The organism is Actinoplanes teichomyceticus ATCC 31121, assembly GCF_003711105.1.
GTDB classification, from domain to species: domain Bacteria; phylum Actinomycetota; class Actinomycetes; order Mycobacteriales; family Micromonosporaceae; genus Actinoplanes; species Actinoplanes teichomyceticus.
This window is the reverse complement of the sequence record NZ_CP023865.1, coordinates 4,793,947-4,820,273: the sequence shown is the minus strand read 5'-3', so window position 1 is coordinate 4,820,273 and position 26,327 is coordinate 4,793,947. Positions and strand designations below refer to the sequence as shown.

Sequence of the window (26,327 nt, the reverse complement as noted above, 5' to 3'; positions counted from 1 at the left end):
CTCGATCACGCTCGCGACGTGGTCGCGCATGGCGGCCTCGCGCAGCCACGGGACGGATGCCCGCAAGCCCGCCCGGGTTCACACTGGTGTCGACAATCATCACGCTTCCGTGGCGGAATCCCGGGGCAGGCGTGCCGCGCCGGTCGTCCCGGTCAGGAAGCGGCGCGCGGCGCGTACATGATCACGGCAACGCCCACGAGGCAGATCGCGGCGCCGATGATGTCCCACCGGTCGGGGCGGAACCCGTCGGCCACCACGCCCCAGGCCAGCGAGCCGGCGACGAAGATCCCGCCGTAGGCGGCCAGGATCCGGCCGAAGTTCGCGTCCGGCTGCAGGGTCGCGACGAAGCCGTAGGCGCCCAGGGCGACGACGCCGGCGGCGATCCACCACGGGCCACGGTCCTCCCGCCAGCCCTGCCAGATCAGCCAGGCCCCGCCGATCTCCGCGAGCGCGGCGAGGGCGAACAGCAGCAGCGAGCGAGCGATGGTCATGCCGGGCAACCTACCCCCGAGCGATCATCGCGCCGGGCCGCGTCCGGCAGGGGCGGGGCCGACTGCCGCGGCGATGCGGTTCTATACCAGGGTCGAGACGTTCGCCGTCCACTTCGGCGCGACGCGAAGCCTACGCGAAAGGCGGGCGGGAGATGGCTGACGAGACCATCGGGATCGTGGGAGCCGGCATCGTCGGCCTGGCGATCGGCCGGGAGATCACCCTCCGGCGGCCGGGCACCCGGGTCGTGGTGCTGGAGAAGGAGAACGACGTCGCGCGGCACCAGACCGGGCACAACTCCGGCGTGGTGCACGCCGGCATCTACTACGCGCCGGGCAGCCTCAAGGCGCGGCTGTGCGCCCTCGGGCGGTCGCTGCTGCGGGAGTACTGCCAGGAGCGGCGGATCCGGTACGACGAGTGCGGCAAGCTGGTGGTCGCGGTGCGGGTCGACGAGATGGGGCGGCTCGACGATCTGGAGCGGCGGGCGCGGGAGAACGACGTACCCGGGCTGTGCCGGGTCGATCCGGCCGGGATCCGCGAGATCGAGCCGCACGCCGCCGGCCTCGCCGCGCTGCATTCGCCGCACACGGCGATCACCGACTTCCCGGCCGTCGCGCGGGCCTTCGCCGACGACATCGTCGCGGCCGGGGGCGAGATCCGGCTGGGCTGGCCGGTCGACCGGATCGCCGGGTCGGGCGGCCGGACCGAGGTCGGCTCAAGACAGCGCCGGCTCGTCGCCGACCGGGTGATCATCTGCGCCGGCATCCAGAGCGACCGGGTGGCCCGGCTGGCCGGGGACCGGGCCGAGCCGGTCATCATCCCGTTCCGCGGCGAGTACATGCGGGTCAAGCCGGAGAAGGCGGACCTGGTCCGCGGCATGATCTACCCGGTTCCGGACCCGCGCTACCCGTTCCTCGGCGTGCACTTCACCCGCCGGGTGTCCGGGGTGGTCGAGGTCGGCCCGAACGCGGTGCTGGCGACCGCCCGCGAGGGCTACCGGCGCTCCGACGTCTCGGTGCCCGACCTGGCCGCGCTCGCCGCCTGGCCGGGCGCCTGGCGGATGGCGCGGCAGCACTGGCGGACCGGGGTGCGGGAGGTCCGCGGCTCGCTCTCCCGGCGCCGCTACATGGCCGAGGCGACGCGGTACGTCCCGGAGATCGGCGTGGCCGACGTGTACCGCTCCGGCGCGGGGGTGCGCGCGCAGGCGCTGGACCGCGACGGCAGCCTCGTCGACGACTTCCGGATCCACCGGCTGGGCCCGGTCACCGCCGTACGAAACGCGCCCTCGCCGGCGGCGACGTCGTCGCTCGCGATCGCCGCGCACGTCGTGTCGGCGATCTTCGACTGAGCCTCGCCGACCGCTCGGGGCCGGACGCCGTGGCGTGGCGTCCGGCCCCGGCGCGCTCAGCGGTAGCTGAACCGGCGGACCAGGCGGTTCAGGTCCTCGGCCAGGGTGGCCAGCTCGGTCGCGGCCTGCTGACCGGCCGCGATGCCGTGGGTGCTCTGCTCGGCCGCGCCGGACACCTCGTTGATGTTGCGGGCGATCTCGGACGCGCCGGCCGCCGCCGCGGTGACGTTGCGGTTCATCTCCGCGGTGGTCGCGGTCTGCTCCTCGACCGCCGAGGCGATCGTGGTCTGGAAGTGGTTGATCTTCTCGATCACCTCGCCGATCCGGGTGATCGCGGCGACCGCGCTCTCGGTGTCGCCCTGGATCGCCTGCACCCGCCGGGAGATGTCCTCGGTGGCCTTCGCGGTCTCCTGGGCCAGCTCCTTGACCTCGCCGGCGACCACCGCGAAGCCCTTGCCGGACTCGCCGGCCCGGGCCGCCTCGATGGTGGCGTTGAGCGCGAGCAGGTTGGTCTGCTCGGCGATCGACGTGATCACCTTGACCACGGCGCCGATCTCCTGCGAGCTGACGCCCAGCTTGCTCACCGTCTCGGTGGTCTCGGCCACGACCGAGACCGCCTCCATGGTGACGCCCGCGCTGGCCGTGGCGCTCTGGGCGATCTCCTCGATCGCCATCGCCATCTCGTCCGCGCCGGTGGCCACGGTGCGCAGGCTGGCCGACACCTCGGCGGCCGAGCTGTTGGCCGCCTCGGCCTGCCCGGTGACCGCCCGTGAGCCGGTCACCGTCTGGTCGTGCACCCGGGCCAGCTCCGTCGAGTTGTGCGCCAGCAGTTCGGCGGTCTCGGCCAGGGCGGTGACGGTCTCGCGTACCGATTGGGTGGCCCTGTTGACCGAGCGCGCCATCGCGCCGATCTCGTCCCGGCCTCCGGCCGGGACGCTGCGGTTCAGATCCCCGTCGGCCATCGCGTCCATCGCCGCCGCGACCGGCGCCAGCCGGCGGGTCAGCGACCGGGCGACGGTCAGCGCCAGGCCGGTGCCGGCCAGCAGCGCCACGGCGAGCGCGATCAGCACGTCGCGGCGGGCGGCGAGGTAGCTCTCGTGGGCCTGGCGCGCGGCGGCCTGCGCGGTCGCGTCCTCCTCGTCGACCAGGTCGGTGATCGAGCGGTCCATGCCGCTGATCACGCTGTCGAAGTCGACGCCGGGGTCGCGGCCCTGGGAGGCGGCCGCGATGGCGGCCTTGAACTGCTCCCAGTTCCTGGTGAACTCCCGCAGCGTCTCGACGGTCGCCGCCGCCTTCGGCTGCGCGGTGTAGGCGGTGAGCGTGGCGTCCAGCTGCTTCATCGCCGCGGCCTGGCCCCGGCCCGCCTCGGCCCGCGCGGCGGCGGGCGTGTCGGCGGTGACCAGGGCCGTGGAGAAGTGGTTGATCGCGGACTGGGTGCCGCGGATCCGTCCGAGCAGGATCAGGTTCTGCATGTTGGTGGCCTGCAGCGTGCGCATCCGCTCGTCCATGTCGCCCATGCGGGTCACGGCGAGCACGCAGGCGGCGGTGACGACGGCCGCGACCGTCAGGACCGTTGTGAGGATCTTGGTCCGGACCCGGAGGTCGGTGAACCACCGGGCCAGGACGTTGCCGCTGGCGCCGGCCGGCGCGGCGGGTGAGGACATCGTGACTCCGAACCGATCAGGGGGACTTGGTCAGGCCCTCCTGATCGGTTAATTCAGACCTTTACTGAGGCCTCCGGCCCCGGTACGGCCGGCGCGTCCGCGGCACGCCGGCGAGCCGCCGGCACCACCAGCGGCGTACCGGTCTCCGGATCGTCGATCACCCGGCAGGGCAGCCCGAAGACGTCCTCCACCAGCTCCGCGGTGAGCACCTCGCCCGGCGAGCCGCAGCGGGCCACCCGGCCACCGCGCATGGCGATCAGGTGGGTGGCGTACCGGGCCGCGTGGTTGAGGTCGTGCAGCACCGCGACCAGCGTGCGGCCCTGCCGCTCGTGCAGCTCGGCGCAGAGGTCGAGCACCTCGATCTGGTGCGCGATGTCGAGATAGGTGGTCGGCTCGTCGAGCAGCAGCAGCGGGGTCTGCTGGGCCAGGGCCATCGCGATCCACACCCGCTGGCGCTGGCCGCCGGAGAGCTCGTCGACGTTGCGGTCGGCCAGGTCCCCGACCCCGGTCGCGGCCATCGACTCGACCACCACCCGCTCGTCCTCGGCCGACCAGCGGCGCAGCAGGCTCTGGTGCGGGTAGCGGCCGCGGGCCACCAGCTCGGCCACGGTGATCCCGTCCGGCGCGATGGACGACTGCGGCAGCAGGCCCAGCGTCCGGGCGACCGCCCGGGTGGGCAGCGAGTGCACGTCGCTGCCGTCCAGCAGGACCGTCCCGGCGGTCGGCTTCAGCAGCCGGGACAGCGCCCGCAGCAGGGTGGACTTGCCGCACGCGTTCGGGCCGATGATCACCGTGAACGAGCCGTCCGGGATCTCCACGCTCAGCTCTTCGGCGATGACCCGCTTGTCGTACGCCAGGGTCAGGCCGGTGCCGCTCAGTCGGCTCATGGGTGTGCTCCTGTGTTCCTCGTGGTCGTGGACGGCCTCGCCATCAGATCCGGCCGGCCCTGCGTTCGGTGGTGAGCAGCCAGACGAGGTAGACGCCGCCCAGCGCGCCGGTCACCACGCCCACCGGCAGCGGGTACCCCGAGTGCATGGCCAGCCAGTCCGCGCCGACGGTGAGCAGCGCGCCGATCGCCATCGACGGCAGCAGGTTGGGGCCCGGGGCCCGGGTCAGCCGCCGGGTGACGTTCGGGGCGATCAGCGCGACGAAGTTCACCGGGCCGGCCGCGGCCGCCGCGCAGGCGACGACCAGCGCACCGGTCAGCAGGGCGGTGCCGCGCACCCGCCGGACCGGGATGCCCAGACCGGTCGCGATGTCGTCGCCCATCTCCAGCATCCGCAGGCCCGGTCCGCACCCCAGGGTCAGCAGCGGGACGGCGACGGCCAGCACGCCCAGCAGCGGCAGCGCGTCCTCCCAGCCGCGGCCGTCGAAGCTGCCGGTGAGCCAGAGCATGGCGCGGGCGTTCTCCATCTGCACGCCCTTGGTCAGCAGCCAGCCGCTGATCCCTTGGAGGACCGCGGCCATGCCGATGCCGATCAGGATGAAGCGGTATCCGTGCAGGCCCCGCCGGCCGCCGATCAGCTGGATCAGCAGGGCCGCCGCGACCCCGCCGGCCACCGCGGCCAGGGAGAGCTGGGCGCTGCTGCCGCCGGCGATCACCACGGCCAGCGCCGCGGTGCTCGCGCCGTTGGCGATGCCCAGCACGTCCGGGCTGCCCAGCGGGTTGCGGGTCAGCGACTGGAAGACCGCGCCACCGGCCGCCAGCGCCATGCCGACCAGGATCGCGGTGACCACCCGGGGCAGGCGCAGCTCGTTGACGATGAATGCCTGCGCGGCGGTGCCCTGCCCCACCAGGGTGCGCAGCACGTCGCCGGGAGCGATCGGGAACTCGCCGGTGCCCAGGGTGAGCACGGCCAGCGCGGCCATGCCGAGCAGGGCGACGGCGCCGACGAGCACGGCGCGTGGACGGACGCCGATCCGGCCGCCGACGGTGGTGGTGATCATTTGGCGACTCGCACGAGGTAGAGGAAGAGGGGGCCGCCGAGCACCGCGGTGACCACACCGACCTGCAGCTCGCCGGGGCTGCCCAGCACCCGGCCGAGCACGTCCGCGCCGACCAGCAGCACCGGGGACAGCACCGCGGTGTAGGGCAGCATCCAGCGCAGGTCCGGACCGGTGAACGGGCGCACCAGGTGCGGGATCAGCAGCCCGACGAAGACGATCGGGCCGCACGCCGCGGTGGCCGCGCCGCACAGCAGGGTGACCGCCACGATCACCAGGACCCGGATCAGGCCGGGCCGGGCCCCGATCGCGCGGGCCGCGTCGTCGCCGAGCGACAGCGCGTTGAGGGCGCGGGCCGAGGCGAGCGCGATCAGCACGCCGGCCGCGATGAACGGCAGCACCCGGCGGACCGTGCCGAAGTCCGCGCTGGCCAGCGAGCCGACGGTCCAGAAGCGCATCCGCTCGATCGACTCGGTGTTGGCCAGCAGCGCGGCGCTGACATAGGAGTACAGCGTGGCGTTGAGCGCGGCGCCGGCCAGCGCCAGCCGGGCCGGGGTGGCCGCGCGGCCACCGCCGACCGCGTAGACCAGCGCGGTGACGATCGCGGCGCCCAGCAGCGCGAACCAGACGTAGCTGCCGAAGGTGCCGATGCCGAGGAAGGCCGCCGCGGTGGCCACCGCCGCCGAGGCGCCGGCGTTGATGCCGAGCAGGCCCGGGTCGGCGAGCGGGTTGCGGGTCAGCGCCTGCATGATCGCGCCGGCCAGGCCGAGGGCCAGGCCGACGATCAGGCCCAGCAGCGTACGGGGCAGGCGCATCTCGTGCACGATCCGGTAGTACGGCGAGCCGGAGTCGACCAGCCCGGCCCAGACCTGGCCGGGGGAGAGGAAGCGGGCGCCGAAGCCGATGCCGAGCACCAGCACGGCGGCCAGCACCGCGAGCGCGATCAGGAGCCCTGCCAGGCGGACGGACACACGCCGCGCTGCCGGCGGCTCGGTGTGCGCCCGCCGGTCGGAGAGGGTGTCGATGGTGGACAGTGGCGGGCTCCCGTCAGCTTCCGGCGGATCCTGTTGACGCGCGTTCGGCTCGTTAGGTTAGCCTAACCATCCACACGGTCGAGCGACCGGTCTGTAGCCCTGCGAAAGATGTGAACATGTCTTTTTCCTCCCTTCCCCTGTCCCGTCGTGGCCTGCTCGCCGCGGGCGGCGCCACGGCCCTCGGCGCCCTGCTGAGCGCGTGTGGCGGTAAGGAGGACGACACGTCCTCGCCGGCCACCTCGGCCGCCGCCGCCGGCCCGTGGACCTTCACCGACGACGTGCCGAAGCAGCTGACGGCCGACAAGACCCCGTCGAAGATCGTCACCTTCACCGGCACCGCCGCCGCCCTGGTCGACCTGGGCCTCCAGGACAAGATCGTCGGTGTCTTCGGCGAGACCAAGAAGGCCGACGGCACCGCCGAGGCGCAGGCCGGCGCGCTGGACGTCAACAAGGTGCAGATCATCGGCAACGCGTGGGGCGAGTTCTCCGTCGAGAAGTACGCGGCGCTCAGCCCCGACCTGCTCGTCACGCACATGTTCGACCCGGGCGCGTACTGGTACGTCCCGGACGAGTCCAAGGACAAGATCCTCGGCGTCGCCCCGGCGGCCGCCATCTCCGTCGGCCGGGTCCCGCTGACCAAGCCGATCGAGCGCTACGCCGAGCTGGCCAAGTCGCTGGGCGCCGACCTGAACGCCCCCAAGGTCACCGAGGCCAAGGCGCGCTTCGAGAAGGCCGCCGCCGACCTGACCGCCGCCGCCAAGGCCTCCGGTGGCATCCGGGTGCTGTTCGGCTCGGGCAGCGCGGACGTCTTCTACGTCTCCAGCGCGGCGGTCAGCTCCGACCTGATGTACTTCAAGGAGCTCGGCGTCGAGCTGATCATGCCCGAGGTCAAGGGCGCCGACTACTATGAGTCGCTGAGCTGGGAGAACGCCGACAAGTACAAGGCGGACATCATCTTCCTGGACGCCCGGACCGGCACCCTGCAGCCCAAGGACCTGACCGCCAAGCCGACCTGGAACGCGCTGCCCGCGGTCAAGGCCAACCAGGTCTTCCCGTGGCAGGCCGTGCCGATCTACTCCTGGAACGGCGCCGCTCCGCTGCTGGAGGCCCTCACCGCGGCGATCAAGAAGTCCAAGAAGGTCGCCTGACGTGGTGCGGGCCCGCCGCTCGTGCGATCGAGCGGCGGGCCCGGCCGGGGCGGCCCGTCCGGCCGGGCGGGCGCGAGCCGTCACGGGTCCGGTGCCTGCCAGATCATGATCTCGGTCGGTCGGAGGTGCTCGGCGTAGGGTCCGCCGCTCAGCAGCGCGCGCAGTTCGGTCTCGAAGGCGGCCAGCCGGTCACCGAACAGATGCGGCGCCGAGTCCGAGCGGGAGAACGTCCACGCCACCAGGTCGTCGGCGGTGCGGGTCACCACCTGCCCGGCCGGTACGACGAGCCGGCGCGAGCCGACGAGCCCGGCCCCCGACATCACCCGGTCCTCGCCGTCGGGCGTGCCGTTGACCAGCACTCCCCGGCCGGCCCGCCGCAGCGGCCCGAGATGGCGCCGGACCAGGGCGGCGATCCGGTCGTAGGGCGGCGCCGGCCGGGGCAGCGGCGCGGTCGCGGGTGGCGGGTCGGGCAGATCGGCGATGTGTACCACCGCCCCGCCCGGCTCCAGCATCCGCCGCACGGTCGCGGCCACCCGCTCCCGGTCCGTCCAGTGGAACGACTGCGCGAACACGACCGTCCGGAACCGGCCCAGCCCGGCCGGCAGGTCCTCGGCGCGCCCGGCGACCCACCGGGTGCCGGCGGCTCCGCGGCGCTCGGCCTCGGCCAGCATGTCCGTATCCGGGTCCAGCCCGACCGCCTCCCGGAAGAACGGCGCGAGCCGCCGGGTCACGGTGCCCGGCCCGCAGCCCACGTCGAGCAGCCGCCCCCGCCCGTCCAGGCCGAGGTGCGCGGCCAGCGTCTCGGCGTAGCCGGGCGCGTACGGCAGCCGGCCGCGCTCGTAGTGGGCCGCGCTGCCGCGGAACAGCGTGTCGTCCCACCGCCACCCGTCAGGCATCGCCGTCCCCGCCGGGCGGCTGGGGGCGGTCCCTGCGCGGCAGGGAGGCGACGACCGCCCGGTGGGGGACGTCGACGGCGTCCGGGATGACGCCGTGCGGGCGCCGGGGACGTCGGAGCTCATCAGCATCCATGTGCCCGGCATACGGCATCGCGGTGGCGGGCGCAACCTTCGACACCGTGGCCTCAGCCGCACAAGAGCCTACAATCTTCGCAAAAGGGACAACAAATACTCTACGGTGGGCGGCATGAGCAGCGACCGTCCGATCTTCGTCGTAGGATGCCCCCGCTCCGGAACCACGATGTTGCAGCTCATGCTGCATGCGCACCCGCGCATCGCGCTGCCGCCGGAGAGTCGCTTCCTGCTGACCGCCTACCGGCGCCGGCACCGGTTCGGGGACCTGCGCGACCCGGCGCGGCGCGCGGCCCTGGCGCGCTGGATCGTCGCCTCCCCGCAGTTCGGCGACCTCGGTCTCGACCCGCAGGAGACGATCGCGGCGATCACCGCCGCGCCGCCCACCCTCGGCTCGGCGCTGGGGACGGTCTTCCAGCGGTACGCCCACCGCTTCGGCAAACCGCGCTGGGGTGACAAGCGTCCCGCCTACCTGCGGCACCTGCCGGTGATCCGGCGCCTGTTCCCGGACGCGCAGATCATCACCATCATGCGCGACGGCCGGGACTGCGTGGCCTCGCTGAAGGAGACCCCGTGGCCGCCGTACGACCTGGCCACGATGATCGATTACTGGGCGCGCTCGGCCGACCTCGCCACGCATGCCGCGCGCCGGTACCCGGCCGACGTCTACCACCAGGTCCGCTACGAGGACCTGGTGGCCGAGCCGGAGCGGCACCTGCGGGTGATCTGCCGGTTCCTCGGCGAGGACTACGACCCGGCCATGACCCGGCCGTCCGAGCAGGCCCGGGTGGCCGTCCCGGACTACAAGACCTGGCACGAGCTGACCCGCTCGCAGGTCACCACCGCTCGGGTGCGCAGCTGGCACACCCGGCTCGGCGCGACCGAGCTGCGCCGGTGCGAGGCGGTCTTCGGCGACCGGCTGCCCCGGTTCGGGTACCAGCTGAGCGCGGCCCCGCGCCGTACGCCGCGCGACCATGCCGCCCGGGCCCGCCTCGCCGTGCGGCACCACCTGGGGCCGGCCCGGGCCGCTGCCGCGGACGGCTGGGCCGCCGTCCGCGCCCACCGCCGGAGCCCGGAGCTGCCCGCCCGCCTCACCGGCGCGCAGCGGGCGCCGCACGGCTCGTGACCGCCGGACGGCTGCCGGTGCTCGCCGGGCGGCTCCCGGTGCCGATCCCGGTCCGCTGGCCCACGGCGCGCCGGGGGAGGGCTTCCCGCACCCGTGGCCGGTCTCCGGCATCGCCTACATCGTGCTGTCGCTGATCTGAGGGCTTCCCGCACCCGTGGCCGGTCTACCGCTGGCTCGACGGCGAGCCGGCCGCCACCGCGGCGATCGGCGACCTGGACGCGCTCGCGGTCGCGCTCGCCGACCTCCTGCTGGCGCTGCGGGCGGTGGACCCGGCCGGCGGACCGCCGCCGGGTCGGCACAGCTGGTATCGCGGCGGTCCGCTGCTGACCTACGACGGCATGATGTGCGACGCCGCCGCCGCGCTGCCCGACGGCGACGCACTGCTGGCCATCTGGGACAAGGCCCTGGCCGCGCCGTGGACCGGCGATCCGGTCTGGTTCCACGGCGACGTCGCGGCGGACGCGGTGCGGTTCCGCCATGTCGTGCAGCGGCTGCGCGCCGACGGCTGAGGGGGCTGCTCGGGACCGGCGGGCACCGGTGGACCGGCTCGTGGTGCTGCCGCCGGCCCCGCGTGCCGCCGGTGGGTCACTCGCCGCCGGTGTACGCCGCGTACGTCGCCGCCGCCTGCTTCTCGGCCGTCGCCGGGTCGACGCCGGCCGCGACGCTCGCCTCGGCCCACGCCTGGCTGCTGAGCCACATGAACCGCTTGCCGTCCGCCGACCCCATCCACGCCATGATGGCGTCCGTGTCGCGCGGCGTGTCCGGCGCGCCCAGGTGCATGGCCAGGCCGAGCAGCCCCGAGTCCCAGCCGACGCCGACCGCGCCGGGGCCGTAGGTGTCCCAGTGGTCGTCGACGTGGGCGGTGTGCTCCAGCACGAACCGGGTACGCCCGCCGGCCTCCGGGGTGAGCCGGACCTCGATCCAGCTGACCTGCCCGCCGAACTCCCAGGTGGCGGCGAACGACCGGGGCCGGTCGCAGCGGGTGACGGTGCCCCCGGCGTTGCCCTCGAACTGGTACTTCCCGCCCTCGCGCAGCTCGCCGGAGACCGGCAGGAACCAGCGCTCGATGCGTTCGGGGACGGTCACCACGTCCCACAGGTCGTCGAGGTCGGTGTCGTAGCTCTGGCTGATGGTGAGCACCCGGGCCGTACCGGCCTCGAGGACCCGGTCGCCGAGGGTGCGGCGGACGCTGTTGATCTGCTCGGTCACGTCAATCATCGGTGCTCCTGATCTCGTCGTTCGCGGCCAGACGGCGCATTCTGCGACCCCGGGCCACCTCGGTGGCCATCGCGGCGAGATGCGGCGTCCAGAACCGCCGGAACCGGCTCAGCCACTCGTCGGCCTGGCGCAGCGCGGTGTCGTCGACCGCGTACAGCCGGCGCGCGCCGTCCGGGCGGACGGTGGCGAAGCCGTTGTCGCGCAGCACCTTCAGGTGCTGTGACACGGCCGGCTGGGAGATGCCGAACTCCGCCCGGATGACCGCGGTGACCGCGCCGGAGGTCTGCTCGCCGTCGGCGAGCAGTTCCAGGATGCGGCGCCGTACCGGGTCGCCGAGCACATCGAACGCGTGCACGGGGCCACCTTATCAGAAAAGGCTTATATAAGTGTGGGATGAGCACAGAGAAGCGGGCCGGGAGTAGGGTCCCGGCCCGCTTGATCACCGGCCCGCGCAGGGGAGGGCGGGCTCGGTCGGATCAGAAGTCGTCAGCGGTGCGGATCCGCGAGCGGATCAGCTGGCCCGACTCGGTGAGCGCGCCCGTGCCGGAGAACGACCCGCTGGAGCAGGCGCCCGGCTTGAGGATCGAGCTGCCCTCGCTCTTGTCGCCGAAGTTCCAGTTGGCGTAGCTGATCTTCAGCTTGTCCATCAGGTCGATCCAGGCGTTGGTGCTGGCCGTGTCGACCGCGCCGTCACCACTCGCGCTGACCGTGCCGAACTCGGTGACGAACAGCGGCAGCGAGGCGGCCGCCTTCTGCACCTCGGCGCGGTAGTTGTCCTTGTGCGACGCGGCGTAGAAGTGGAACGCGTACATGATGTTGCTCGCGTTCACCGGGTTGCTGACGATCTCGGCGGACGAGGAGCCCTCGGAGACGCCGAGCGAGGACCAGCCGCGGGTGCCGACGATCACGATGCCGTCCGGGTCGTTCGCCCGGATGACCGGGATGACCTGCTCGGCGTAGTTCTTGATGGTGGCCCAGCTGACGCCGTTCGGCTCGTTGGCGATCTCGTAGATCACGTTCTTCTTGCCGGCGTTGCGCGCGGCGACCTTGGCGAAGAACTCCTTGGCCCGGGTGAGGTTGAAGCTCGGGTCACCGGGGTTGAGGACGTGGAAGTCGATCAGGGCGTACATGCCCCGGGCCTCGGCCATGTCGACCAGGGTGTTCACCTTGGTGGTGAGGCCGTTCGGGTCGGACTCGTAGCCGCCCTCCTGGACGTACATGGCGATCCGGAACAGGTCCGCGTTCCAGTCGGTGGCCAGCGCGTCCAGCGCCGCGCCCGGGTAGCAGCTGGGGAACCAGTGGATGCCGTGGCTGCTCACGCCGCGCAGCTGGATCTTCTTGCCGGCCTGGTTGCACAGGTTCGTCCCGCACACCTTGAGCTGACCGTTGGCGGCGAGCGGGGTGCCGGCCGCGGCGGTCCTGGTCGGCGTGGGGGTGGCGGTGCTCGGCTTCGGCGACGCGGTGGTCGGCTTCGGCGCCGCGGAGGAGGTGGTCGGCGCCGCGGAGGGGGTGCCGGCCGGGCGCGAGCTGGCGGTGGTGGCCGGCGCGCTCGTCGGGGCGCCGGTCAGCCCGGTGCACGCCTGCCCGTTGACCTTGCAGGAGGTCGGGCGGCCGGTGCCGTTGACGATGAAGCCGAAGCTGGTGGAGGCGCCGCCGGCGATCGTGGCGTTCCAGCCGGCCGGGGTGAAGGTGAAGTTCTGTCCGGAGGCGGCGAGCGTCGCGTTCCAGGACTGGTTGACCGTCGACCCGGCCGGGAGGGTGATCTCGACCTTCCAGGTGTCGATCTTGGAGGAGGAGGGGTTGCTGACCGTGACCTCGCCCTGGTATCCCGCATTCCAGGAGTTCGTCACCGCGAACGAGGCGGCCTCCGCGCTGGCCGGCAGGGCGAAGAACGCCACCGTCGAAACAGTGGCCACGGCCACTGCTGACGCCAGAACGAGTTTCAGTTTACGCTTCAACGCTGCGTCACCTTTGGGGGAGGGGATTGTGGGAGCGCTCCCAGCTGGGGTGACGACTGTAACGTGCCCCTAGATACGTGTAAACACGGGGTCCGGATCAATCACATCGCCACGGACGCCGCGGCCGTGGCTGATGCGGCGAACGGGGTACGGCGGCGGCCGCCTCGGCCAGCGCCGCCGCGGCGACCTTCGCGTCGCGCAGGTCGGCCGGGTCGCGGGTCGCCTGGTGGCGCAGCAGCAGCGCCTGCCACTGCCGGCGCCAGGCGCGCACCGCCAGCTCGGTGCCGGCGTCGGCGACGAGCACCATGCACCCGGCGGCGTCCACCAGCGCGTCCCAGTCGCCCGGGTCCCCGGAGTCCTCGGCCCGCTCGTGGAGCAGATCGACGAGGACACCCCACCCGATGACGAGATCGGGATGGCCCGCGGGGGCCTCGGACAACAGTCGGTAGATCTCGTCAATGGCGCGCTGGAGGCTGCGGGGGTGGCCCGGCTCCGCCGTGAACGCCACGACGAGGGCCGTGTGGATGAACTCCTCGTCGCTCATAACCAAACGGTAGACGTGTATACGCCCGGGTCAAGCCCTGTGCCGATGCGCCCTCCGGCGGAAACCGGGGTGAGCGGGGCACGCTGCTCCGGCACCGGCACGCCGCCCCGGGAGCCGCCGCTGACTGATCACCGACGGTCACCGTGGAAGCGCCGCCGTCCGGGTGGGCGAGCGCCCGTGCGGGAATCGCCCTCGCGGCGCGGGCCATTTCGGCACGACAGGGTGCAGAATGGTCAAGGTGCGTGACGGTACAGAGTGGACGGACATCCGGCGTGGCGACCCCGACGACGTCCCGGCCGTGATGGCGCTGCTCGACGGCGCGGTGCGCTGGCTGAGCGCCCGCGGCCGGACCGGTCAGTGGGGCGCCGAGCCGCTGTCCGAGAGCCGCCGGCTGACCGCGCTCATCGCCGGGATCGCCGCGGACGGCGGCCTCCACCTGGCGGTGCGCGGCGACCGGGTGGTCGGCGCGCTCGGCATCGGCCAGCCCCCGGCGTACGTCCACCCGGCCCCCGAGCCCGAGCTGTACATCGTGCTGCTGGTGACCGACCGCGACCACGCCGGCCAGGGCATCGGCCGCCGGTTGCTGGCCTACGCCCGGCGGCTCGCGGTCGCCTCCGGCGCGGGGCTGCTGCGGGTCGACTGCTACGCCGGGGCCGACCGGGACCTGGTGCGGTACTACGAGAGCCAGGGTTTCACCGCGACCCAGCAGTTCACCGTGCCGCAGCCCGGCGGCGACCCGTGGCCCGGTCAGGTGCTCGAGCAGCAGCTCGGCTGACCGTCAGCCGGTCCGGCCCTCCAGGATCCGCTTGAGCCGGGCCAGGTCGGCGGCGACCGCGGCGGCATCCCGGTCGAACTCGTCGTCGGTCATGCCCGCGGCGCGGCGCACCGTGAACACCACCTCGGAGCCCGCCCCGTCGGGGATCACCCGGAACGGGACGTGGACGGTCCCGCCGCCGGGCAGGTGCACGTCGTGGTCCAGCACGCCCAGCTCGTTGCGCTCGGCGAAGACCACCTCGGCGGCGCCGCCCGGCACGTCGACGAGCCACCGCCCGTCCACCCGCCGCACGCTGCCGCCCAGGCCGGGCGCCCAGTGCGCCAGGTTGGCCGGGTCGCGGGCGTACTCGTAGACGGCCCGGGCCGGGCGGTCGATGGACACGCTCAGGTGCCGGGATTCGGTGGCCACGGTCGCATCATGCCATCTCCGCCGGACTCCCGCGGGCGCCAGCCGGCCGCGGGCTGCCGGAAGCGGCATTGCCCGGCGGCGATTCGAGCACCGCGGATCCGGGAGGGCCGGCGCGGCCGGTTCGCCGCTGGAGACGGCATCGCCGGTGGCGCTCCGGCCCACCGTGGGCGGGACGGCACGCCGGTCCGAGGCCGGAGCCGCGATGCCGGGCACGGTACCCGCGAGAGGAACGACCGGTGGGATCCGCAGTGGACGCGGGCCGGCCGCCCGGGTGGTGGGTGACCCGCACCGGGCGCCGGCTCGACGTCCTGCTGGAGATGGGGCCGTGGCCGCTGGAGACGCGCGGCGGGGTGGTCCCGGTCCCGCCGCGCGCGGGACCGGGACCGGTGATCAGCGGACCAGGTGGCCGCCCCGGTACGGGAAGTCCGGCGCGGCGGCGCGGGCCCGGGCCCGGAGGCTGCCGTCCGGGTAGAGGCCCGTCTTGGTACGGGCCAGCGTGAGCACCGCGTGGGCGGCGGCGTCGCCGAGCTCGGCCAGCGCCGTGGTGTTCAGGTTGTCGATGTCGTCGCAGGCCTGGTGGTAGCACGCGTCGTACGGGGCGCCGGCGGTCCCGCCGTAGACCGCGGCCTGCTCCGGGGTCTTGACGCCCTCGGCGCCGCTGAACAGGCCACCGGCCGGGATGCCGGCCTCGATGAACGGGCCGTAGTCGCTGCGCCCGTTGAACTCGCTCGGGTCGCTGGCCAGGCCCCGACCGGCGAAGTAGTCGGTGAACAGCGACTCGATCCGCTCCGAGCCGGCCGGGCCGGACGTGCCGGTCGCCGAGCCGTCGCCGTCGTAGACGAAACGGACGTAGTTCGGGGAGCCGACCATGTCGAAGTTCAGGTTCGCGAAGATGTGGGTGAGCTCGGTGTCGCTCAGGTCGGCGACGTAGTGTTCCGAGCCGAGCAGGCCGGCCTCCTCGGCGCCCCAGAAGGCGAAGCGCACCTGCTGGCGGGGCTTGATCTTCAGTTTGGCCATCTGGACGGCGATCTCCAGGATGGTGGCCGAGCCGCTCCCGTTGTCGTTGATGCCCGCGCCCTCGACGACCGAGTCCAGGTGCGCGCCGACGACCAGCACACGGTCCGGGTCACCGGCGGGGCTGTCCGCGATGATGTTGCTGGTGGTGGCGTTCGGGTTGATCTCGGTGCTGGTCCGCACCCGCAGGGTGACGGTCCCGGACGCCGCGGCGGCGGCCAGCGCGCTGCCGTCGGCGAAACTCAACCCGACCACCGGGATGTCGATCGCCCCGCCGAGCGTGCCCTGGAACAGCTCGGTACGCCCCGGCTGACCCTCGTTGAAGATGATCGCCGCGTCGTAGCCGGCGGCGGCCGCGTTGGCGGCCTTCACCGCGAAGTCGCACCCGCCGCGCTGGATCAGCGCGATCTCCGGCGCGGTCGCCGAGGCCGGGGCGAAGTCGCCGGCCGCGCAGCCGGCCGTGGAGCTGGGTTCCGGCGTGGGCGGCAGGACGTTGTTCAGCGCGGGCACCACCCGGCCGGTGACGTCGCCGCTGGCCGAGTACTCGTAGGTGGCGGTCGCGTAGGCGGGCCCGGCCGGGGCGACCGGGGTCAGCTGCGCCGGCGCCAGCTCGCGGTAGAACGCGAAGGTGAACTTCTGTTCGGTCACCCGGTACCCGGCGTTCTTCAGCACCCCGGAGACGTATGCGGCGCTGGCCGCGAACCCGGGGGTGCCGGAGGCCCGGGTGCCGTCGTTGCGGGTGGCGATGCGCTGCAGCACGCGTTCGTGCCCGAGGATGCCGGCCACCGTGACCGCGTCCCGCAGCTTCTTGGTGTTGACCTCGTCCACCGCGGACGCCGGCTGCGGGGCCAGCGTCACGATCAGGGCGGCGGCGAGGGGAACGGCGAGTATGCGTCGACGCAACGAACTTCCTCCTCCATAAGCCCGGCGAGCGCGCTGCGGTGAGCGCGACGGCGCCGGTCTGGCGACAGCGACGGCCGTGTGCCGCCGCCGGGGCCACCGGCCGCGCCCCACGGCATCGAGGGTGATCAGCGTCCGAAGATTAGCCGAGATGAATGTGGCGCGGAAGCGCCGCCGTGTCACTCTGGAGAAAGTCGGAAAGCGGAGGAAACCATGTCCGAGGCGAACTTCGCGCATCCGCGCGGCGACACCTTCGAGTATGCCGGAGCCACCGTCGAGCTGGTCGACGCGTCCACCATCCTGGCCGCGGCGCGGGTGAACCCGGTGGATCTGGTCCGCCGCGCCGACTGGCCGGAACCGGTGCGGCGGGTCGAGGTGACGGTCTCCAGCGTCGACGCGGCCGGCGGCCCGGCCCACGTGTTCGTGGCCCGGGTGCACGCCGGCGCGGCCCCGATGACCACCGAGCGGATGCGCCGGATCGTGCTCGGCCGGGACCCGATCGGCCTGCTGCTGTCCAGACGGATCGCCGAGGGCGACCCGGTCGCGACCCGGATCGTCGACGGGGTGGGCACGGCGGCGGCCGCGGCGTACCGGAAACTGGGCCTGGACCGGGCGGGCGGCCCGGCGGCGCACCGCGGACCGGCGGTCCTGGCCGACGCCGGCGTCGGCCTGCAGGCCGAGGTCGGGTACGAGGCGGACGGCGACGTGGTGCGGTTGCGCGCGCAGGTGCCGCGCGACGAGGTGACGCCGAACCACCTGCGCGCCTTCGTCACCCTGACCCTGCAGGCGGTGGCCGAGCTGGCCGGCGCGGACGCGCTGCGCGGCCGGCGCTACCTGTTCAGCCGGGAGGCCGCCCCGCCGCCGGCGCCGGTCACCACCCGGCAGGTCACCCTGGACATGGTCGGCGGCCTCGCCGAGGTGGTCGGCGAGCTGCGGCAGATCGCGGTGTCGTTCCGGCACCCGGAGGCGATGGCGCGCTGGGGCGCGCGCCGCCCGCAGGGCCTGCTGATGTACGGCCCGCCCGGCACCGGCAAGACCATGCTGTCCCGGGCGCTGGCCAACGAGATCGGCGCCGACTTCCGGGAGATCCGTACCCCGGAGATCCTGGACAAGTGGCTCGGCGGCTCGGAACGCAACATCAAGCAGATCTTCCGTGACGCCCGCCGATACCGGGTGCCGACGCTGATCCTGTTCGACGAGTTCGACTCGATCGTCAGTTACGCCGGGGCCGGCGGGGACGCGGCCAGCCAGGCGCTCAACGCCGTCGCCGGGATCTTCAAGCAGGAGATGAACGACCTGATCGAGGCGAACCCGAACGTGATCGTGGTGGCCACCACCAACTTCCCGGACCGGGTCGACGAGTCGCTGATCCGGTCCGGGCGGTTCGACGTCAAGATCAGCGTGCCGAGGCCGGACGAGGCGAGCCGTGCGGAGATCTTCCGCAAGATGATCCAGGGGCTGGTGGCGGCGCACGAGCGCGACGGCTTCCGGATGTTCGCCGGCGATCTGGACCTGGCCGCGCTCGGCGCCGCCAGCACCGGCATGACCGGCGCGGACATCCGGGAGGTGCTGCGCCGGGTGCAGATGACCAAGGCGATGCAGGACGCCCGCACCGGCGGCCGGGCCGAGCCGATCTCCCAGGCCGAGCTGCTGGCCGCGGTCCGGGCGCTACGCGGCCGCGGCTGACACCGGCGCGAACGGGTCCGCGGCCGGCCGCCCGAAGTGGTAGCCCTGGGCCCGCCGGTAGCCGAGCCGGTGCAGGGCGGCCGCCTGCGCCGGTGTCTCCACGCCCTCGGCGACCGCGATCAGCCCGAGCCCCTCGGTGAGCTGGATCAGCGACGCGGCGATCACCGCGTGCCGGTCCGAGACGGTCACGTTCTCCACGAACGACTTGTCCACCTTGAGGATGTCGACCGGCAGGGCCTGCAGGACGCCCAGTGACGAGTGCCCGGTGCCGAAGTCGTCCAGCGCGATCGAGATGCCGAGCGCGTGCAGGTCGTGCACCGCCCGGGCGGCCACCCCGCCGCCGAACACCGCGGTCTCGGTGATCTCGACGACCAGGCGGCGCGGGTCCATCCCGGTCTCGGCGAGCACGGCGGCCACCGCGGCGGCGAAGCCCGGCTCGGCGAGCTGCCGCGCCGACACGTTCACGCCGATGTGTCGGGGCGCGACACCCCGGTCCTGCCACGCGCGGTACTGCTCGCAGGCGGTGCGCAGGATCCACCGGCCCAGCTCGGTGATCAGGCCGGTGCGCTCGGCGACCGGGATGAACTCGGCCGGGCTGACCGCCCCGCGCTCCGGGTGCTGCCAGCGCACCAGGCTCTCCACCGCCCGTACCGTCCCGTCCGGCAGGTTCACGACCGGCTGATAGACCAGGTGGAACTGGCCGGCGTCCAGCGCGATGCGCAGGTCGGCGCCGAGCCGGGCCTCCTCGCCGGCCCGGGTGTCCAGCTCGACGGTGTACCAGTGGTGCCGCCCGCCGCCTGCCTTGGCGGCGTACATCGCCACGTCGGCGCGGCGCAGCACCTCGACCGGATCGGTGAGGCCGGCGCCGTCGGCGATCCCGATGCTGGCGCCGACGAGCAGGTCCTGGCCCCCGGCACGGACCGGGAGCCGGGTCGCGGTGTCGAGGCGTTCGGCCACCCCTTCGCAGCGCCGCGCGCCGCCCGGGCGGTCCGCGGCGTGCGCCGGCAGCAGCACGGCGAACTCGTCGCCGCCCATCCGGGAGACCACCGCCTCGGCCGGCAGCGCGGCGGCGAGCCGGTGCGCGATCACCACGAGCAGCTCGTCGCCGACGGCGTGGCCGAACCGGTCGTTGACCGACTTGAAACCGTTCAGGTCGAGCAGCAGCACGTACGGCGAGCCGGTGGCCAGCGCGCCGGTGAGGCGCCGCTCGAACCCGCGGCGGTTGGACAGCCCGGTCAGCTCGTCGTGCATCGCCAGGTCCTCGAGCCGGCCGGCCTGCCGCTGCACCTGCTTCACGAAACCCCAGCTGCGGGCGATCACCAGCAGGAACAGCGTCACCGCCCCGGCGCCGATGCCGGCCCACGCGATGTTCCGCGGATCCTGGACCCCCTGCAGCACCAGCAGCCCCGGCGCCAGCAGCGAGCACGCGGCCAGTACGGCGAGCCGGCGGCTGCCGACCCGGTGCGGGTCGATCCCGGTCCGCGGGCGCCGCCGCATGCTCGGGTGCAGCGCGGCGGCCGCCCAGCAGACGTAGGCCAGCAGGAACGCCGAGTCGATGATGCCGCCGGAGTACTCGGCGGTGGCCGACATCGTCGTGTAGACCAGGTCACCGGCCAGCATGATGATCGAGCCGAGGCCCAGCAGCCGCAGGCTCGGGGTCCGGTTCTCCGGCCGGGTCAGCATCCGGGCGACCGCGGCGGTGAGCATCACGTCGCACAGCGGGTAGCCGATGGTGACGAAGCGCTCCGGCAGCGGGGTGCCGGCGGTGGTCAGCGCCGGTCCGACCACGAAGACGTAGTAGATCAGCCCGACCCCGGTGGAGATGACCGCGGCGTCGATCAGGCCGCCGCGATCCCGGTCGCCGTTGCCGCGGCTGAGCCGGACCATCCCGGGGATCAGCAGGAGCGGGTACGCGCACAGGTACAGCGCGTCCGCCCAGTGCGGGTACGGGTACTCGCCCAGCCGCAGCTCGGTCACGTCGTAGGTGACGTCCCCGGCGACCAGCAGCGCCATCCCGGCGACGAGCATCAGCCACGGCCCGCGGTGCTCCGGCCGGTTGCGCAGCACACCGGCGCACGCCATCAGCACCGCCGAGACCCCGACCGCGTTCCCGTAGATCTTGGTCGGCAGGGTGTTCCCGGGCGCCAGCGGCAAGCACAGCGCGGCGACGGCGGCCACCACCAGCCACACCGCCCACAGCCCGACCCGTCCGTTGCGCACGTCCCCCGATCGGCCCGCCCGGCCCACGGTTGAGGACCGCCCCGGTTGTCAGGCGGGAGTGGCCCCGGTCTACAGGCGGGAGCGGGCCGGGTTGTCAGGCGGGAGTGGCCCCGGTCTACAGGCGGGAGTGGGCCGGGTTGTCAGGCGGGAGTGGCCCGGGTTGTCAGGCGGGAGCGGCCCGCTCGACGATCGCCGCGGTGTCCGTGCCGGCGGGCAGGGTGCCGAACGAGAGGCCCCAGTCGCCGCCCAGCCGGCTGGCGCAGAACGCGTCGGCGACCGCCGCCGGGGCGTGCCGGACCAGCAGGGAACCCTGCAGGACCAGGGCCATCTGCTCGACGATCCGGCGAGCACGCGACTCCGGGTGGTCCGGATCGGCGAGCTGGTCGCGCAGCCGTCGCGCCGCGTCGTCGAGGCGCCGGTCGGCGCCGGCGGCGGCGTCGGCCTCGGCCAGGAAGGCCTCCAGGCTCTCCGGCTCCCGGCGCAGCGCGCGCAACACGTCCAGGGCCTGGACGTTGCCGGAACCCTCCCAGATCGAGTTGAGCGGGGCGTCGCGGTAGAGCCGGGGCAGGCCGGAGTCCTCCACGTAGCCGTTGCCGCCCAGGCACTCCAGGGCCTCACCGACCACAGCCGGCTGCCGCTTGCACACCCAGAACTTGCCGACCGGGATGGCCAGCCGGCGGAACGCCTGTTCGGCGCGGTCGCCGCGGACCGCCCGGTCGACCGCCCCGGCCAGTCGCATGGCCAGCGCGGTCGCCGCCTCGCTCTCGATCGCGAGATCGGCGAGCACGGCGCGCATGGCCGGCTTGGCGATCAGCGGGCCGCCGAACGCGTGGCGGTGCCGCGCGTGGTGCACGGCCTGGGCGAGGGCGGCGCGCATCCCGGACGCGGAGCCGGTCACGCAGTCCAGCCGGGTCATCGACACCATCTCGATGATGGTGCGCACGCCCTGGCCCTCGCCGCCGACCAGCCAGGCGACCGTGCCGTCGAACTCCGGCTCGCTGGAGGCGTTGCTGCGGTTGCCGAGCTTGTCCTTGAGCCGCTGGATGCGGAAAACGTTGCGGGTGCCGTCGGGCAGCACGCGCGGCACCAGGAAGCAGGACAGCCCGCCCGGGGCCTGGGCCAGGACCAGGAACAGGTCGCACATCGGGGCGCTGGTGAACCACTTGTGGCCGGTCAGGCGCCAGGTGCCGGCGTCGCCGGGGACCGCGGTCGTGGTGTTGGCGCGCACGTCCGAGCCACCCTGCTTCTCGGTCATGCCCATACCGGCGAGCAGGCCGCTCTTGCCGGCCGGGGCGCGCAGGCCGGGGTCGTACGAGCGGCTGGTCAGCAGCGGTTCGTACCGCTCGGCCAGCTCCGGGTTGTGGCGCAGCGCCGGGACGACGGCGTAGGTCATCGAGATCGGGCAGATGTGGCCGGCCTCCGGCTGCGACCAGACGTAGAGCCCGGCGGCGCGGGCCACGTGCGCGCCCGGGCGCGGGTCGGCCCACGCCGCGCCGGCCAGCCCCGCGGACACCGCGACGTCCATCAGGCGGTGCCAGGCGGGGTGGAAGTCGACCTCGTCCAGGCGGTGGCCGTACCGGTCGTGGGTGCGCAGCCGCGGCTCGTGCCGGTTCGCCTCGTCACCCCACCGCTGGGCCTCCTCGCCGCCGGCCCGCACGCCGAGCTGGTGCAGGTCGGCGGCGGCCCAGCCGGCGCCCTCCCGCTCGAGCGCCTCGATCAGCGCGGCGTCGGCGGCGACGTCGTGCCCGACAAGCGGTGGCGGCTGGTTGAACACCCGGTGCGTCACGCCCGGGACCCTACTCCACGGTAACCACGAGCGGGAGACCCCGGAATCCGCGCGGCGGCGTACGTGCCCCGCCCGGCGGTGAGATCAGCGGCGCACCGTGGGCCTCGGCGCGCCGCCCCGGGGCCGGTGTCAGCCCGGCCCCTCAGCAGGGTTTGTCGCTGACCCCGAGACAGGGGTCGTGGCCGATCGCGTCGTTGACCCGCTCGCTGATCTGCCGCAGCTGCTTGTACTGCGTCTGGGTGAGCGCGTCGATCAGCAGCCGGCGCACCGAGGCGACGTGCCCGGGCGCGGTGGCCACCACCTTCGCCCAGCCGGCCTCGGTGAGCACGGCGAGCGTGTAGCGGCCGTCGGTCGGGTCGGGCGTGCGGTAGAGCCAGCCCTTGGACTCCAGCCGGCGCGCGGTGTGCGAGAGCCGGGACAGCGAGCAGGCGCTGAACTCGGCCAGCTCGCTCATCCGCGCGGTGTGCCGGGCTCGCATGGACAGGCCGGCGAGCACCTGGTACTCGAAGAACGAGACGCCGGCGCTGTGGTGCAGGTCGGCGTCGAGAGCCGCCGGGAGCCGGGTGAGCATCTTGATCATGGCCAGCCAGGTGGCCTGCTCCTCGGCGTCCAGCCAGCGGGGCTCTTCGGTGCTCATGGGCAAACGATAGCTTGAACTCTCAACTCGGCCAGTGACGCTGCCGACGTGGATCAGCCACCGCTAGGACTTGACGGTTCAAGTCCTAGCCGCCTAACTTGAGTTGACGGTTCAAGTCCGAACGCAACGGGAGCAGTACCGATGAGCATTCTTCGCGTCGACGCGAGCATCCAGGGGCCGAACTCCGCGAGCAGCGCGCTCGCCGACATCGCCGAGGCCGCCTGGCTGGAGGCCCGGCCAGACACCAAGATCGTTCGTCGGCACATCGGCAACGAGCCGCTGCCGTCGGACGCGTGGCAGCTCGCCACCCAGGCGGCCTGGATCGCCGAGGCCGACCGCACCGACGCCCAGCGCCGCGCGCTGGCCCTGGCCAACGAGCTGGCCGCCGAGCTGCGCGACGCGCAGGGCGCCATCTTCGCCTTGCCGTTCTACAACTACGGCGTCTCCCAGCACGTCAAGACCTGGTTCGACCTGGCCATGGCCGGCGGCCCGCTGGGGGAGAAGCTGCTCGACGGCAAGCCGGTCATCGTGGTCACCACCCGCGGAGGCGCCTACGGCCCGGGCACCCCGCGCGAGGGCTGGGACCACAACACCGACTACCTGCGCCGCGTGATCGCCGACATCTGGGGCGCCGACCTGGCCCTGATCGAGCGCGAGTTCACCCTGGTCGGCGTGAACCCGGCGCTGGACGCCTTCACCGAGACCGCGACCGCGATGAAGGAGGCCGCGCACACCGCCGCGGCCGAGGCCGGGCGTACCTTCGCCGCGCGCTGACGCGTCGCCCGATGCGGGGCGCGACACCGCCGCAACGGTGGCGCCGCGCCACGCATCGGTGTGCGGGGCCGGGGTATATGCCCGCCCATGCGGGACGAGCAGGAGATCGCTTTCGGGGTACGGACCACCGCGGCCGCCGTGGCGGCCACGGCGCTGCTCGTGCCGTTCGGGATGCTCGCCGCGCTGGTGGCCGCCCGGTCCGCCACGCTGCACGACCTGGACGGCCGGGTCACCGACGCGCTGCACGACCTGGCCCTCGACCATCCCGGCTGGGTCGACGCGATGAGCTGGTGGAGCCTGCTCCTGCACCCGAACACGTGGCGGCTCGCCGCGCTCCTGCTGGCCATCCGGCTGGCGCGCCGCCGGGAGACCGTGCTCGCCTGGTGGGTGGTGGCCACCATGACGGCCGGGGGAGTACTCGGCGCCGTACTCAAACTGCTCTTCGGCCGGCACCGGCCGGACCTGCTCGACCCGGTCGCCCAGGCCACCGGATACTCCTTCCCCTCCGGCCATGCGTTCACCAGCGCGCTGGGCGCGGCGGTCATCCTGCTGGTCCTGCTGCCCCGCACGCGCGGGCGCGGGAGACGGGCGGCGCTGTGCGCGGCCGCCGTCCTGCTGCCCCTGGTCACCGCCGGCACCCGGGTCGGGCTCGGCGTGCACTGGACGAGCGACGTGGCGGCCGGGCTGCTGCTCGGCGTCGCGGTACCGGCGGTCACCGTCGCGGTGTTCCAGCGGCGGCGTGTCCGGCAGCGCGTGACTGGGTAGAAGGCGGCGGTGTCCACACTCGCCGTACAAGCGCTCAAGCGCATCGTGCTGCCGGTCGCCGGCATCCTGGGGTTGATGATCGGCCTCGGGCTCCTGCTCACCCACACGCTCTCGCACGTCTGGCCGATCGCCGTGGAGGACGGGGTCAACCGGGCCTTCGCCGCGGACCGGACCGAGGGCCGTACCGAGATCTCCTGGTTCTTCAGCGCCGCCGGGAACACCTCCACGATCGTCGTGGTCACCGCGGTCCTGGCCGTGGTCCTGCGGCTGGTGCTGCGCCGGTGGCGCGAGCCGGTGTTCCTGTGCCTGGCGGTGATCGCGCAGGCGATGGTCTTCTTCCTCACCACCCTGGCGATCGACCGGCCGCGGCCGGACGTGCAGCGCCTGGACGCGTCGCCGCCCACCTCCAGCTTCCCGTCCGGGCACACCTCGGCCGCGTTCGCGCTCTACGTGGGACTGGCCGTGGTGCTCGCCTCGCTGGCCCGGCCGGGTTGGCTCAAGGCCCTGTGCTGGCTGCTGGCGCTCGTCCCGCTCGCGGTCGCGCTCGGCCGGCTGTACCGGGGCATGCATCACCCCAGCGACGTGCTCTCCTCGTTCCTGAACTCCTCGCTCTGTCTCGCCGTCATGGCCCGCGGCGTCCTGGACCGGCGCGTGCGCTGGCGGCTCACTAAGGTGGGCGCATGGTCCCCTTCGACTTCCCCGGCCCGCCGTCGCCGAACGGGTACAGCAACGTCGTGACCATCGACTCCGGCAGCCGTCTGGTGTGGACGTCCGGCCAGGTCGCGGCCGGGCCGGACGGGGTCGTCCCGCGCGGCTGGGCCGAGCAGACCCGGCAGGTCTTCCGCAATCTCGGCGCCGCGCTGGAGACCGCCGGGGCCACCTGGGCCGACGTGGTCAAACTGACGTTCTACGTGGTGGACACCGCGGAGCTGCCGACGGTCCGGGCGGTACGCGACGAGTTCGTGAACCTCGCCGCCCCGCCCACCAGCAGCCTGATCCGGGTGGCCGGGCTGCTCAGCCCGGAGTTCCTCATCGAGGTGGAGGCTGTCGCCGTCATCTGAGCCGGGTGCTCCGGTGCCGGCCGGTCCGGCGCGCGGCGGTGCCCACCCGGTCCGGGGGCCGGTGCGCGCCGGTCCGGCCGGGCCGGACAGCATGGGGGCATGACGAAGCTGAGTGGGCGGGAGATCGCCGAGCAGGCGCCGGACGGCTGGGTGTATCTGCTGGGCGGGCTGCAGACCCGACTGCGGACCGGGAACTTCGCGGCCGGGCTGGCGCTGCTGAACGCGATCGCGGCGGCCGCCGAGGAGATGGATCACCACCCGGACCTGGACCTGCGCTACACCTACCTGGACGTGCGGACGACCAGCCACGACGTCGGCCGGGTGACCGGGCGCGACCTGCGCCTGGCCGGTACGATCTCGGATCTCGCGGCGCGGGCCGGAGTGACGCCGGAGCGCGCCGGGCTCGCCGTGCTGGAGCTGGCCCTGGACACCCCGGCCGCGGACCGGGTGGCGCCGTTCTGGGCGGCCGTGCTCGGGATGGAGCAGCGGGACCACGACGGGGTCAACGACGAGGTGCGGGACGCGGCCGGGCGGCTTCCGGCGGTGTGGTTCCAGCGCTCCGGCAGCCAGGAGCCGCGGCAGCGCTGGCACCCGGATCTGTGGGTGGACCCGAGCGAGGTGCGGCCGCGGATCGACGCGGCGCTCGCGGCCGGCGGGACGCTGGTCAGTGACGCGGACGCGCCGCGGTTCTGGGTGCTCGCCGATCCGGAGGGCAACCGGGTCTGCCTGTGCACCTGGCAGGACCGCGGCTGAGCCGGCGCCTCTGACGAGACGCCGGCTCAGCGCGGTCGCGGCGACGC

The 26,327-nt window shown here is 73.7% G+C and carries 26 protein-coding genes; 11 read left to right on the top strand and 15 right to left on the bottom strand.

Annotation, left to right across the window (positions count from 1 at the left end; genetic code table 11):
• Positions 1-152: 152 nt before the first annotated feature.
• Positions 153-491, bottom strand: coding sequence for a YnfA family protein (locus ACTEI_RS21285; RefSeq protein ID WP_122979253.1), 339 nt, complete (start codon positions 489-491; stop codon positions 153-155).
• Positions 492-643: 152 nt separating this feature from the next.
• Here ACTEI_RS21285 and lhgO point away from each other — a divergent pair, with 152 nt between their 5' ends.
• On the top strand, positions 644-1,837 hold the full coding sequence (gene lhgO / locus ACTEI_RS21280; protein ID WP_122979252.1) for an L-2-hydroxyglutarate oxidase: 1,194 nt from the start codon (positions 644-646) through the stop codon (positions 1,835-1,837).
• Between the two features lie 56 nt (positions 1,838-1,893).
• Here the strand turns inward: lhgO and ACTEI_RS21275 are convergent, their stop codons facing one another.
• From ACTEI_RS21275 to ACTEI_RS21260, 4 genes are read right to left on the bottom strand one after another with little or no spacing between them, the layout of a single operon-like run.
• Positions 1,894-3,501, bottom strand: coding sequence for a methyl-accepting chemotaxis protein (locus ACTEI_RS21275; RefSeq protein ID WP_122979251.1), 1,608 nt, complete (start codon positions 3,499-3,501; stop codon positions 1,894-1,896).
• 53 nt (positions 3,502-3,554) lie between these two features.
• Positions 3,555-4,388, bottom strand: a complete 834-nt coding sequence (locus ACTEI_RS21270) for an ABC transporter ATP-binding protein (RefSeq protein WP_122979250.1) — start codon at positions 4,386-4,388, stop codon at positions 3,555-3,557.
• Positions 4,389-4,431: 43 nt separating this feature from the next.
• Entirely contained in the window at positions 4,432-5,448 is a 1,017-nt protein-coding gene (locus ACTEI_RS21265; protein WP_122979249.1) for a FecCD family ABC transporter permease, read from the bottom strand.
• Positions 5,445-6,479: a FecCD family ABC transporter permease gene (locus ACTEI_RS21260; RefSeq protein WP_122979248.1), complete on the bottom strand. Its 1,035-nt coding sequence runs from the start codon at positions 6,477-6,479 to the stop codon at positions 5,445-5,447. Before ACTEI_RS21260 ends, ACTEI_RS21265 begins: the two co-directional genes overlap by 4 nt.
• A gap of 116 nt (positions 6,480-6,595) precedes the next feature.
• On the opposite strand from ACTEI_RS21260, the gene ACTEI_RS21255 reads away from it, so the two are divergent.
• Positions 6,596-7,627 carry an ABC transporter substrate-binding protein gene (locus tag ACTEI_RS21255; RefSeq protein WP_122979247.1) on the top strand — a complete coding sequence of 344 codons (1,032 nt, stop codon included), beginning with the start codon at positions 6,596-6,598 and terminating at the stop codon, positions 7,625-7,627.
• 80 nt (positions 7,628-7,707) lie between these two features.
• Here ACTEI_RS21255 and ACTEI_RS21250 read toward each other — a convergent pair whose 3' ends face one another.
• The gene (locus tag ACTEI_RS21250) at positions 7,708-8,523 is read right to left on the bottom strand and encodes a class I SAM-dependent methyltransferase (RefSeq protein ID WP_122979246.1); all 816 of its coding nucleotides are present in this window, start codon (positions 8,521-8,523) and stop codon (positions 7,708-7,710) included.
• Positions 8,524-8,770: 247 nt separating this feature from the next.
• Between ACTEI_RS21250 and ACTEI_RS21245 the strand changes: the two genes are divergently transcribed.
• Together ACTEI_RS21245 and ACTEI_RS21240 are read left to right on the top strand one after the other, a co-directional pair.
• Entirely contained in the window at positions 8,771-9,781 is a 1,011-nt protein-coding gene (locus ACTEI_RS21245; protein WP_122979245.1) for a sulfotransferase family protein, read from the top strand.
• A 203-nt stretch (positions 9,782-9,984) separates the two neighbouring features.
• Positions 9,985-10,290: a phosphotransferase gene (locus ACTEI_RS21240; RefSeq protein ID WP_239082431.1), complete on the top strand. Its 306-nt coding sequence runs from the start codon at positions 9,985-9,987 to the stop codon at positions 10,288-10,290.
• Positions 10,291-10,366: 76 nt separating this feature from the next.
• On the opposite strand, the gene ACTEI_RS21235 is transcribed toward ACTEI_RS21240, so the two are convergent.
• The 4 genes from ACTEI_RS21235 to ACTEI_RS21220 form a co-directional block, all read right to left on the bottom strand.
• Positions 10,367-10,999, bottom strand: a complete 633-nt coding sequence (locus tag ACTEI_RS21235) for an SRPBCC family protein (RefSeq protein ID WP_122979244.1) — start codon at positions 10,997-10,999, stop codon at positions 10,367-10,369.
• Entirely contained in the window at positions 10,992-11,354 is a 363-nt protein-coding gene (locus ACTEI_RS21230; protein ID WP_122979243.1) for an ArsR/SmtB family transcription factor, read from the bottom strand. The genes ACTEI_RS21235 and ACTEI_RS21230 overlap by 8 nt, the downstream gene beginning before the upstream one ends.
• 121 nt (positions 11,355-11,475) lie before the next feature.
• The gene (locus ACTEI_RS21225; RefSeq protein WP_239082427.1) at positions 11,476-12,915 is read right to left on the bottom strand and encodes a cellulase family glycosylhydrolase; all 1,440 of its coding nucleotides are present in this window, start codon (positions 12,913-12,915) and stop codon (positions 11,476-11,478) included.
• A gap of 139 nt (positions 12,916-13,054) precedes the next feature.
• Positions 13,055-13,501 (bottom strand): hypothetical protein, encoded by a 447-nt coding sequence (locus ACTEI_RS21220; protein WP_122979241.1) that lies wholly within the window; start codon positions 13,499-13,501, stop codon positions 13,055-13,057.
• A 238-nt stretch (positions 13,502-13,739) separates the two neighbouring features.
• On the opposite strand from ACTEI_RS21220, the gene ACTEI_RS21215 reads away from it, so the two are divergent.
• Positions 13,740-14,276 (top strand): GNAT family N-acetyltransferase, encoded by a 537-nt coding sequence (locus ACTEI_RS21215; protein WP_239082428.1) that lies wholly within the window; start codon positions 13,740-13,742, stop codon positions 14,274-14,276.
• 3 nt (positions 14,277-14,279) lie between these two features.
• Here ACTEI_RS21215 and ACTEI_RS21210 read toward each other — a convergent pair whose 3' ends face one another.
• Together ACTEI_RS21210 and ACTEI_RS21205 are read right to left on the bottom strand one after the other, a co-directional pair.
• Positions 14,280-14,684 (bottom strand): SRPBCC family protein, encoded by a 405-nt coding sequence (locus ACTEI_RS21210; protein ID WP_164466035.1) that lies wholly within the window; start codon positions 14,682-14,684, stop codon positions 14,280-14,282.
• A 390-nt stretch (positions 14,685-15,074) separates the two neighbouring features.
• Positions 15,075-16,601: a M28 family metallopeptidase gene (locus ACTEI_RS21205; RefSeq protein WP_203723684.1), complete on the bottom strand. Its 1,527-nt coding sequence runs from the start codon at positions 16,599-16,601 to the stop codon at positions 15,075-15,077.
• Between the two features lie 210 nt (positions 16,602-16,811).
• Between ACTEI_RS21205 and ACTEI_RS21200 the strand changes: the two genes are divergently transcribed.
• Complete coding sequence (locus ACTEI_RS21200) at positions 16,812-18,284, top strand: ATP-binding protein (protein ID WP_122979239.1); 1,473 nt, start codon at positions 16,812-16,814, stop codon at positions 18,282-18,284.
• Here the strand turns inward: ACTEI_RS21200 and ACTEI_RS21195 are convergent.
• The 3 genes from ACTEI_RS21195 to ACTEI_RS21185 all read right to left on the bottom strand — a co-directional run bounded on the left by ACTEI_RS21195 (position 18,267) and on the right by ACTEI_RS21185 (position 22,927).
• Entirely contained in the window at positions 18,267-20,504 is a 2,238-nt protein-coding gene (locus ACTEI_RS21195) for a putative bifunctional diguanylate cyclase/phosphodiesterase (RefSeq protein WP_239082429.1), read from the bottom strand. The genes ACTEI_RS21200 and ACTEI_RS21195 overlap by 18 nt on opposite strands.
• Before the next feature lie 163 nt (positions 20,505-20,667).
• Positions 20,668-22,290, bottom strand: a complete 1,623-nt coding sequence (locus ACTEI_RS21190) for an isovaleryl-CoA dehydrogenase (RefSeq protein ID WP_122979238.1) — start codon at positions 22,288-22,290, stop codon at positions 20,668-20,670.
• A 142-nt stretch (positions 22,291-22,432) separates the two neighbouring features.
• The gene (locus tag ACTEI_RS21185) at positions 22,433-22,927 is read right to left on the bottom strand and encodes a MarR family winged helix-turn-helix transcriptional regulator (protein ID WP_122979237.1); all 495 of its coding nucleotides are present in this window, start codon (positions 22,925-22,927) and stop codon (positions 22,433-22,435) included.
• Positions 22,928-23,068: 141 nt separating this feature from the next.
• On the opposite strand from ACTEI_RS21185, the gene ACTEI_RS21180 reads away from it, so the two are divergent.
• The 5 genes from ACTEI_RS21180 (at position 23,069) to ACTEI_RS21160 (ending at position 26,280) form a co-directional block, all read left to right on the top strand.
• Entirely contained in the window at positions 23,069-23,701 is a 633-nt protein-coding gene (locus tag ACTEI_RS21180; RefSeq protein ID WP_122979236.1) for an NAD(P)H-dependent oxidoreductase, read from the top strand.
• Between the two features lie 87 nt (positions 23,702-23,788).
• Positions 23,789-24,466, top strand: a complete 678-nt coding sequence (locus tag ACTEI_RS21175; RefSeq protein ID WP_122979235.1) for a phosphatase PAP2 family protein — start codon at positions 23,789-23,791, stop codon at positions 24,464-24,466.
• A gap of 9 nt (positions 24,467-24,475) precedes the next feature.
• On the top strand, positions 24,476-25,204 hold the full coding sequence (locus tag ACTEI_RS21170) for a phosphatase PAP2 family protein (protein WP_239082430.1): 729 nt from the start codon (positions 24,476-24,478) through the stop codon (positions 25,202-25,204).
• A complete protein-coding gene (locus ACTEI_RS21165) occupies positions 25,147-25,527 on the top strand; it encodes a RidA family protein (protein ID WP_122979234.1) in 381 nt (126 codons plus the stop codon). The genes ACTEI_RS21170 and ACTEI_RS21165 overlap by 58 nt, the downstream gene beginning before the upstream one ends.
• Positions 25,528-25,626: 99 nt before the next feature.
• Positions 25,627-26,280 (top strand): VOC family protein, encoded by a 654-nt coding sequence (locus ACTEI_RS21160; protein ID WP_122979233.1) that lies wholly within the window; start codon positions 25,627-25,629, stop codon positions 26,278-26,280.
• Positions 26,281-26,327 lie beyond the last annotated feature (47 nt).

Coding starts and splice junctions, on each gene's coding strand:
- ACTEI_RS21265 (WP_122979249.1), bottom strand. CDS start 5,448: ATGATCACCACCACCGTCGGCGGCCGGATCGGCGTCCGTCCACGCGCC.
- ACTEI_RS21270 (WP_122979250.1), bottom strand. CDS start 4,388: ATGAGCCGACTGAGCGGCACCGGCCTGACCCTGGCGTACGACAAGCGG.
- ACTEI_RS21255 (WP_122979247.1), top strand. CDS start 6,596: ATGTCTTTTTCCTCCCTTCCCCTGTCCCGTCGTGGCCTGCTCGCCGCG.
- ACTEI_RS21165 (WP_122979234.1), top strand. CDS start 25,147: ATGGTCCCCTTCGACTTCCCCGGCCCGCCGTCGCCGAACGGGTACAGC.
- lhgO (WP_122979252.1), top strand. CDS start 644: ATGGCTGACGAGACCATCGGGATCGTGGGAGCCGGCATCGTCGGCCTG.
- ACTEI_RS21245 (WP_122979245.1), top strand. CDS start 8,771: ATGAGCAGCGACCGTCCGATCTTCGTCGTAGGATGCCCCCGCTCCGGA.
- ACTEI_RS21285 (WP_122979253.1), bottom strand. CDS start 491: ATGACCATCGCTCGCTCGCTGCTGCTGTTCGCCCTCGCCGCGCTCGCG.
- ACTEI_RS21185 (WP_122979237.1), bottom strand. CDS start 22,927: ATGAGCACCGAAGAGCCCCGCTGGCTGGACGCCGAGGAGCAGGCCACC.
- ACTEI_RS21160 (WP_122979233.1), top strand. CDS start 25,627: ATGACGAAGCTGAGTGGGCGGGAGATCGCCGAGCAGGCGCCGGACGGC.
- ACTEI_RS21275 (WP_122979251.1), bottom strand. CDS start 3,501: ATGTCCTCACCCGCCGCGCCGGCCGGCGCCAGCGGCAACGTCCTGGCC.
- ACTEI_RS21200 (WP_122979239.1), top strand. CDS start 16,812: ATGTCCGAGGCGAACTTCGCGCATCCGCGCGGCGACACCTTCGAGTAT.
- ACTEI_RS21180 (WP_122979236.1), top strand. CDS start 23,069: ATGAGCATTCTTCGCGTCGACGCGAGCATCCAGGGGCCGAACTCCGCG.
- ACTEI_RS21175 (WP_122979235.1), top strand. CDS start 23,789: ATGCGGGACGAGCAGGAGATCGCTTTCGGGGTACGGACCACCGCGGCC.
- ACTEI_RS21235 (WP_122979244.1), bottom strand. CDS start 10,999: ATGATTGACGTGACCGAGCAGATCAACAGCGTCCGCCGCACCCTCGGC.
- ACTEI_RS21250 (WP_122979246.1), bottom strand. CDS start 8,523: ATGCCTGACGGGTGGCGGTGGGACGACACGCTGTTCCGCGGCAGCGCG.
- ACTEI_RS21220 (WP_122979241.1), bottom strand. CDS start 13,501: ATGAGCGACGAGGAGTTCATCCACACGGCCCTCGTCGTGGCGTTCACG.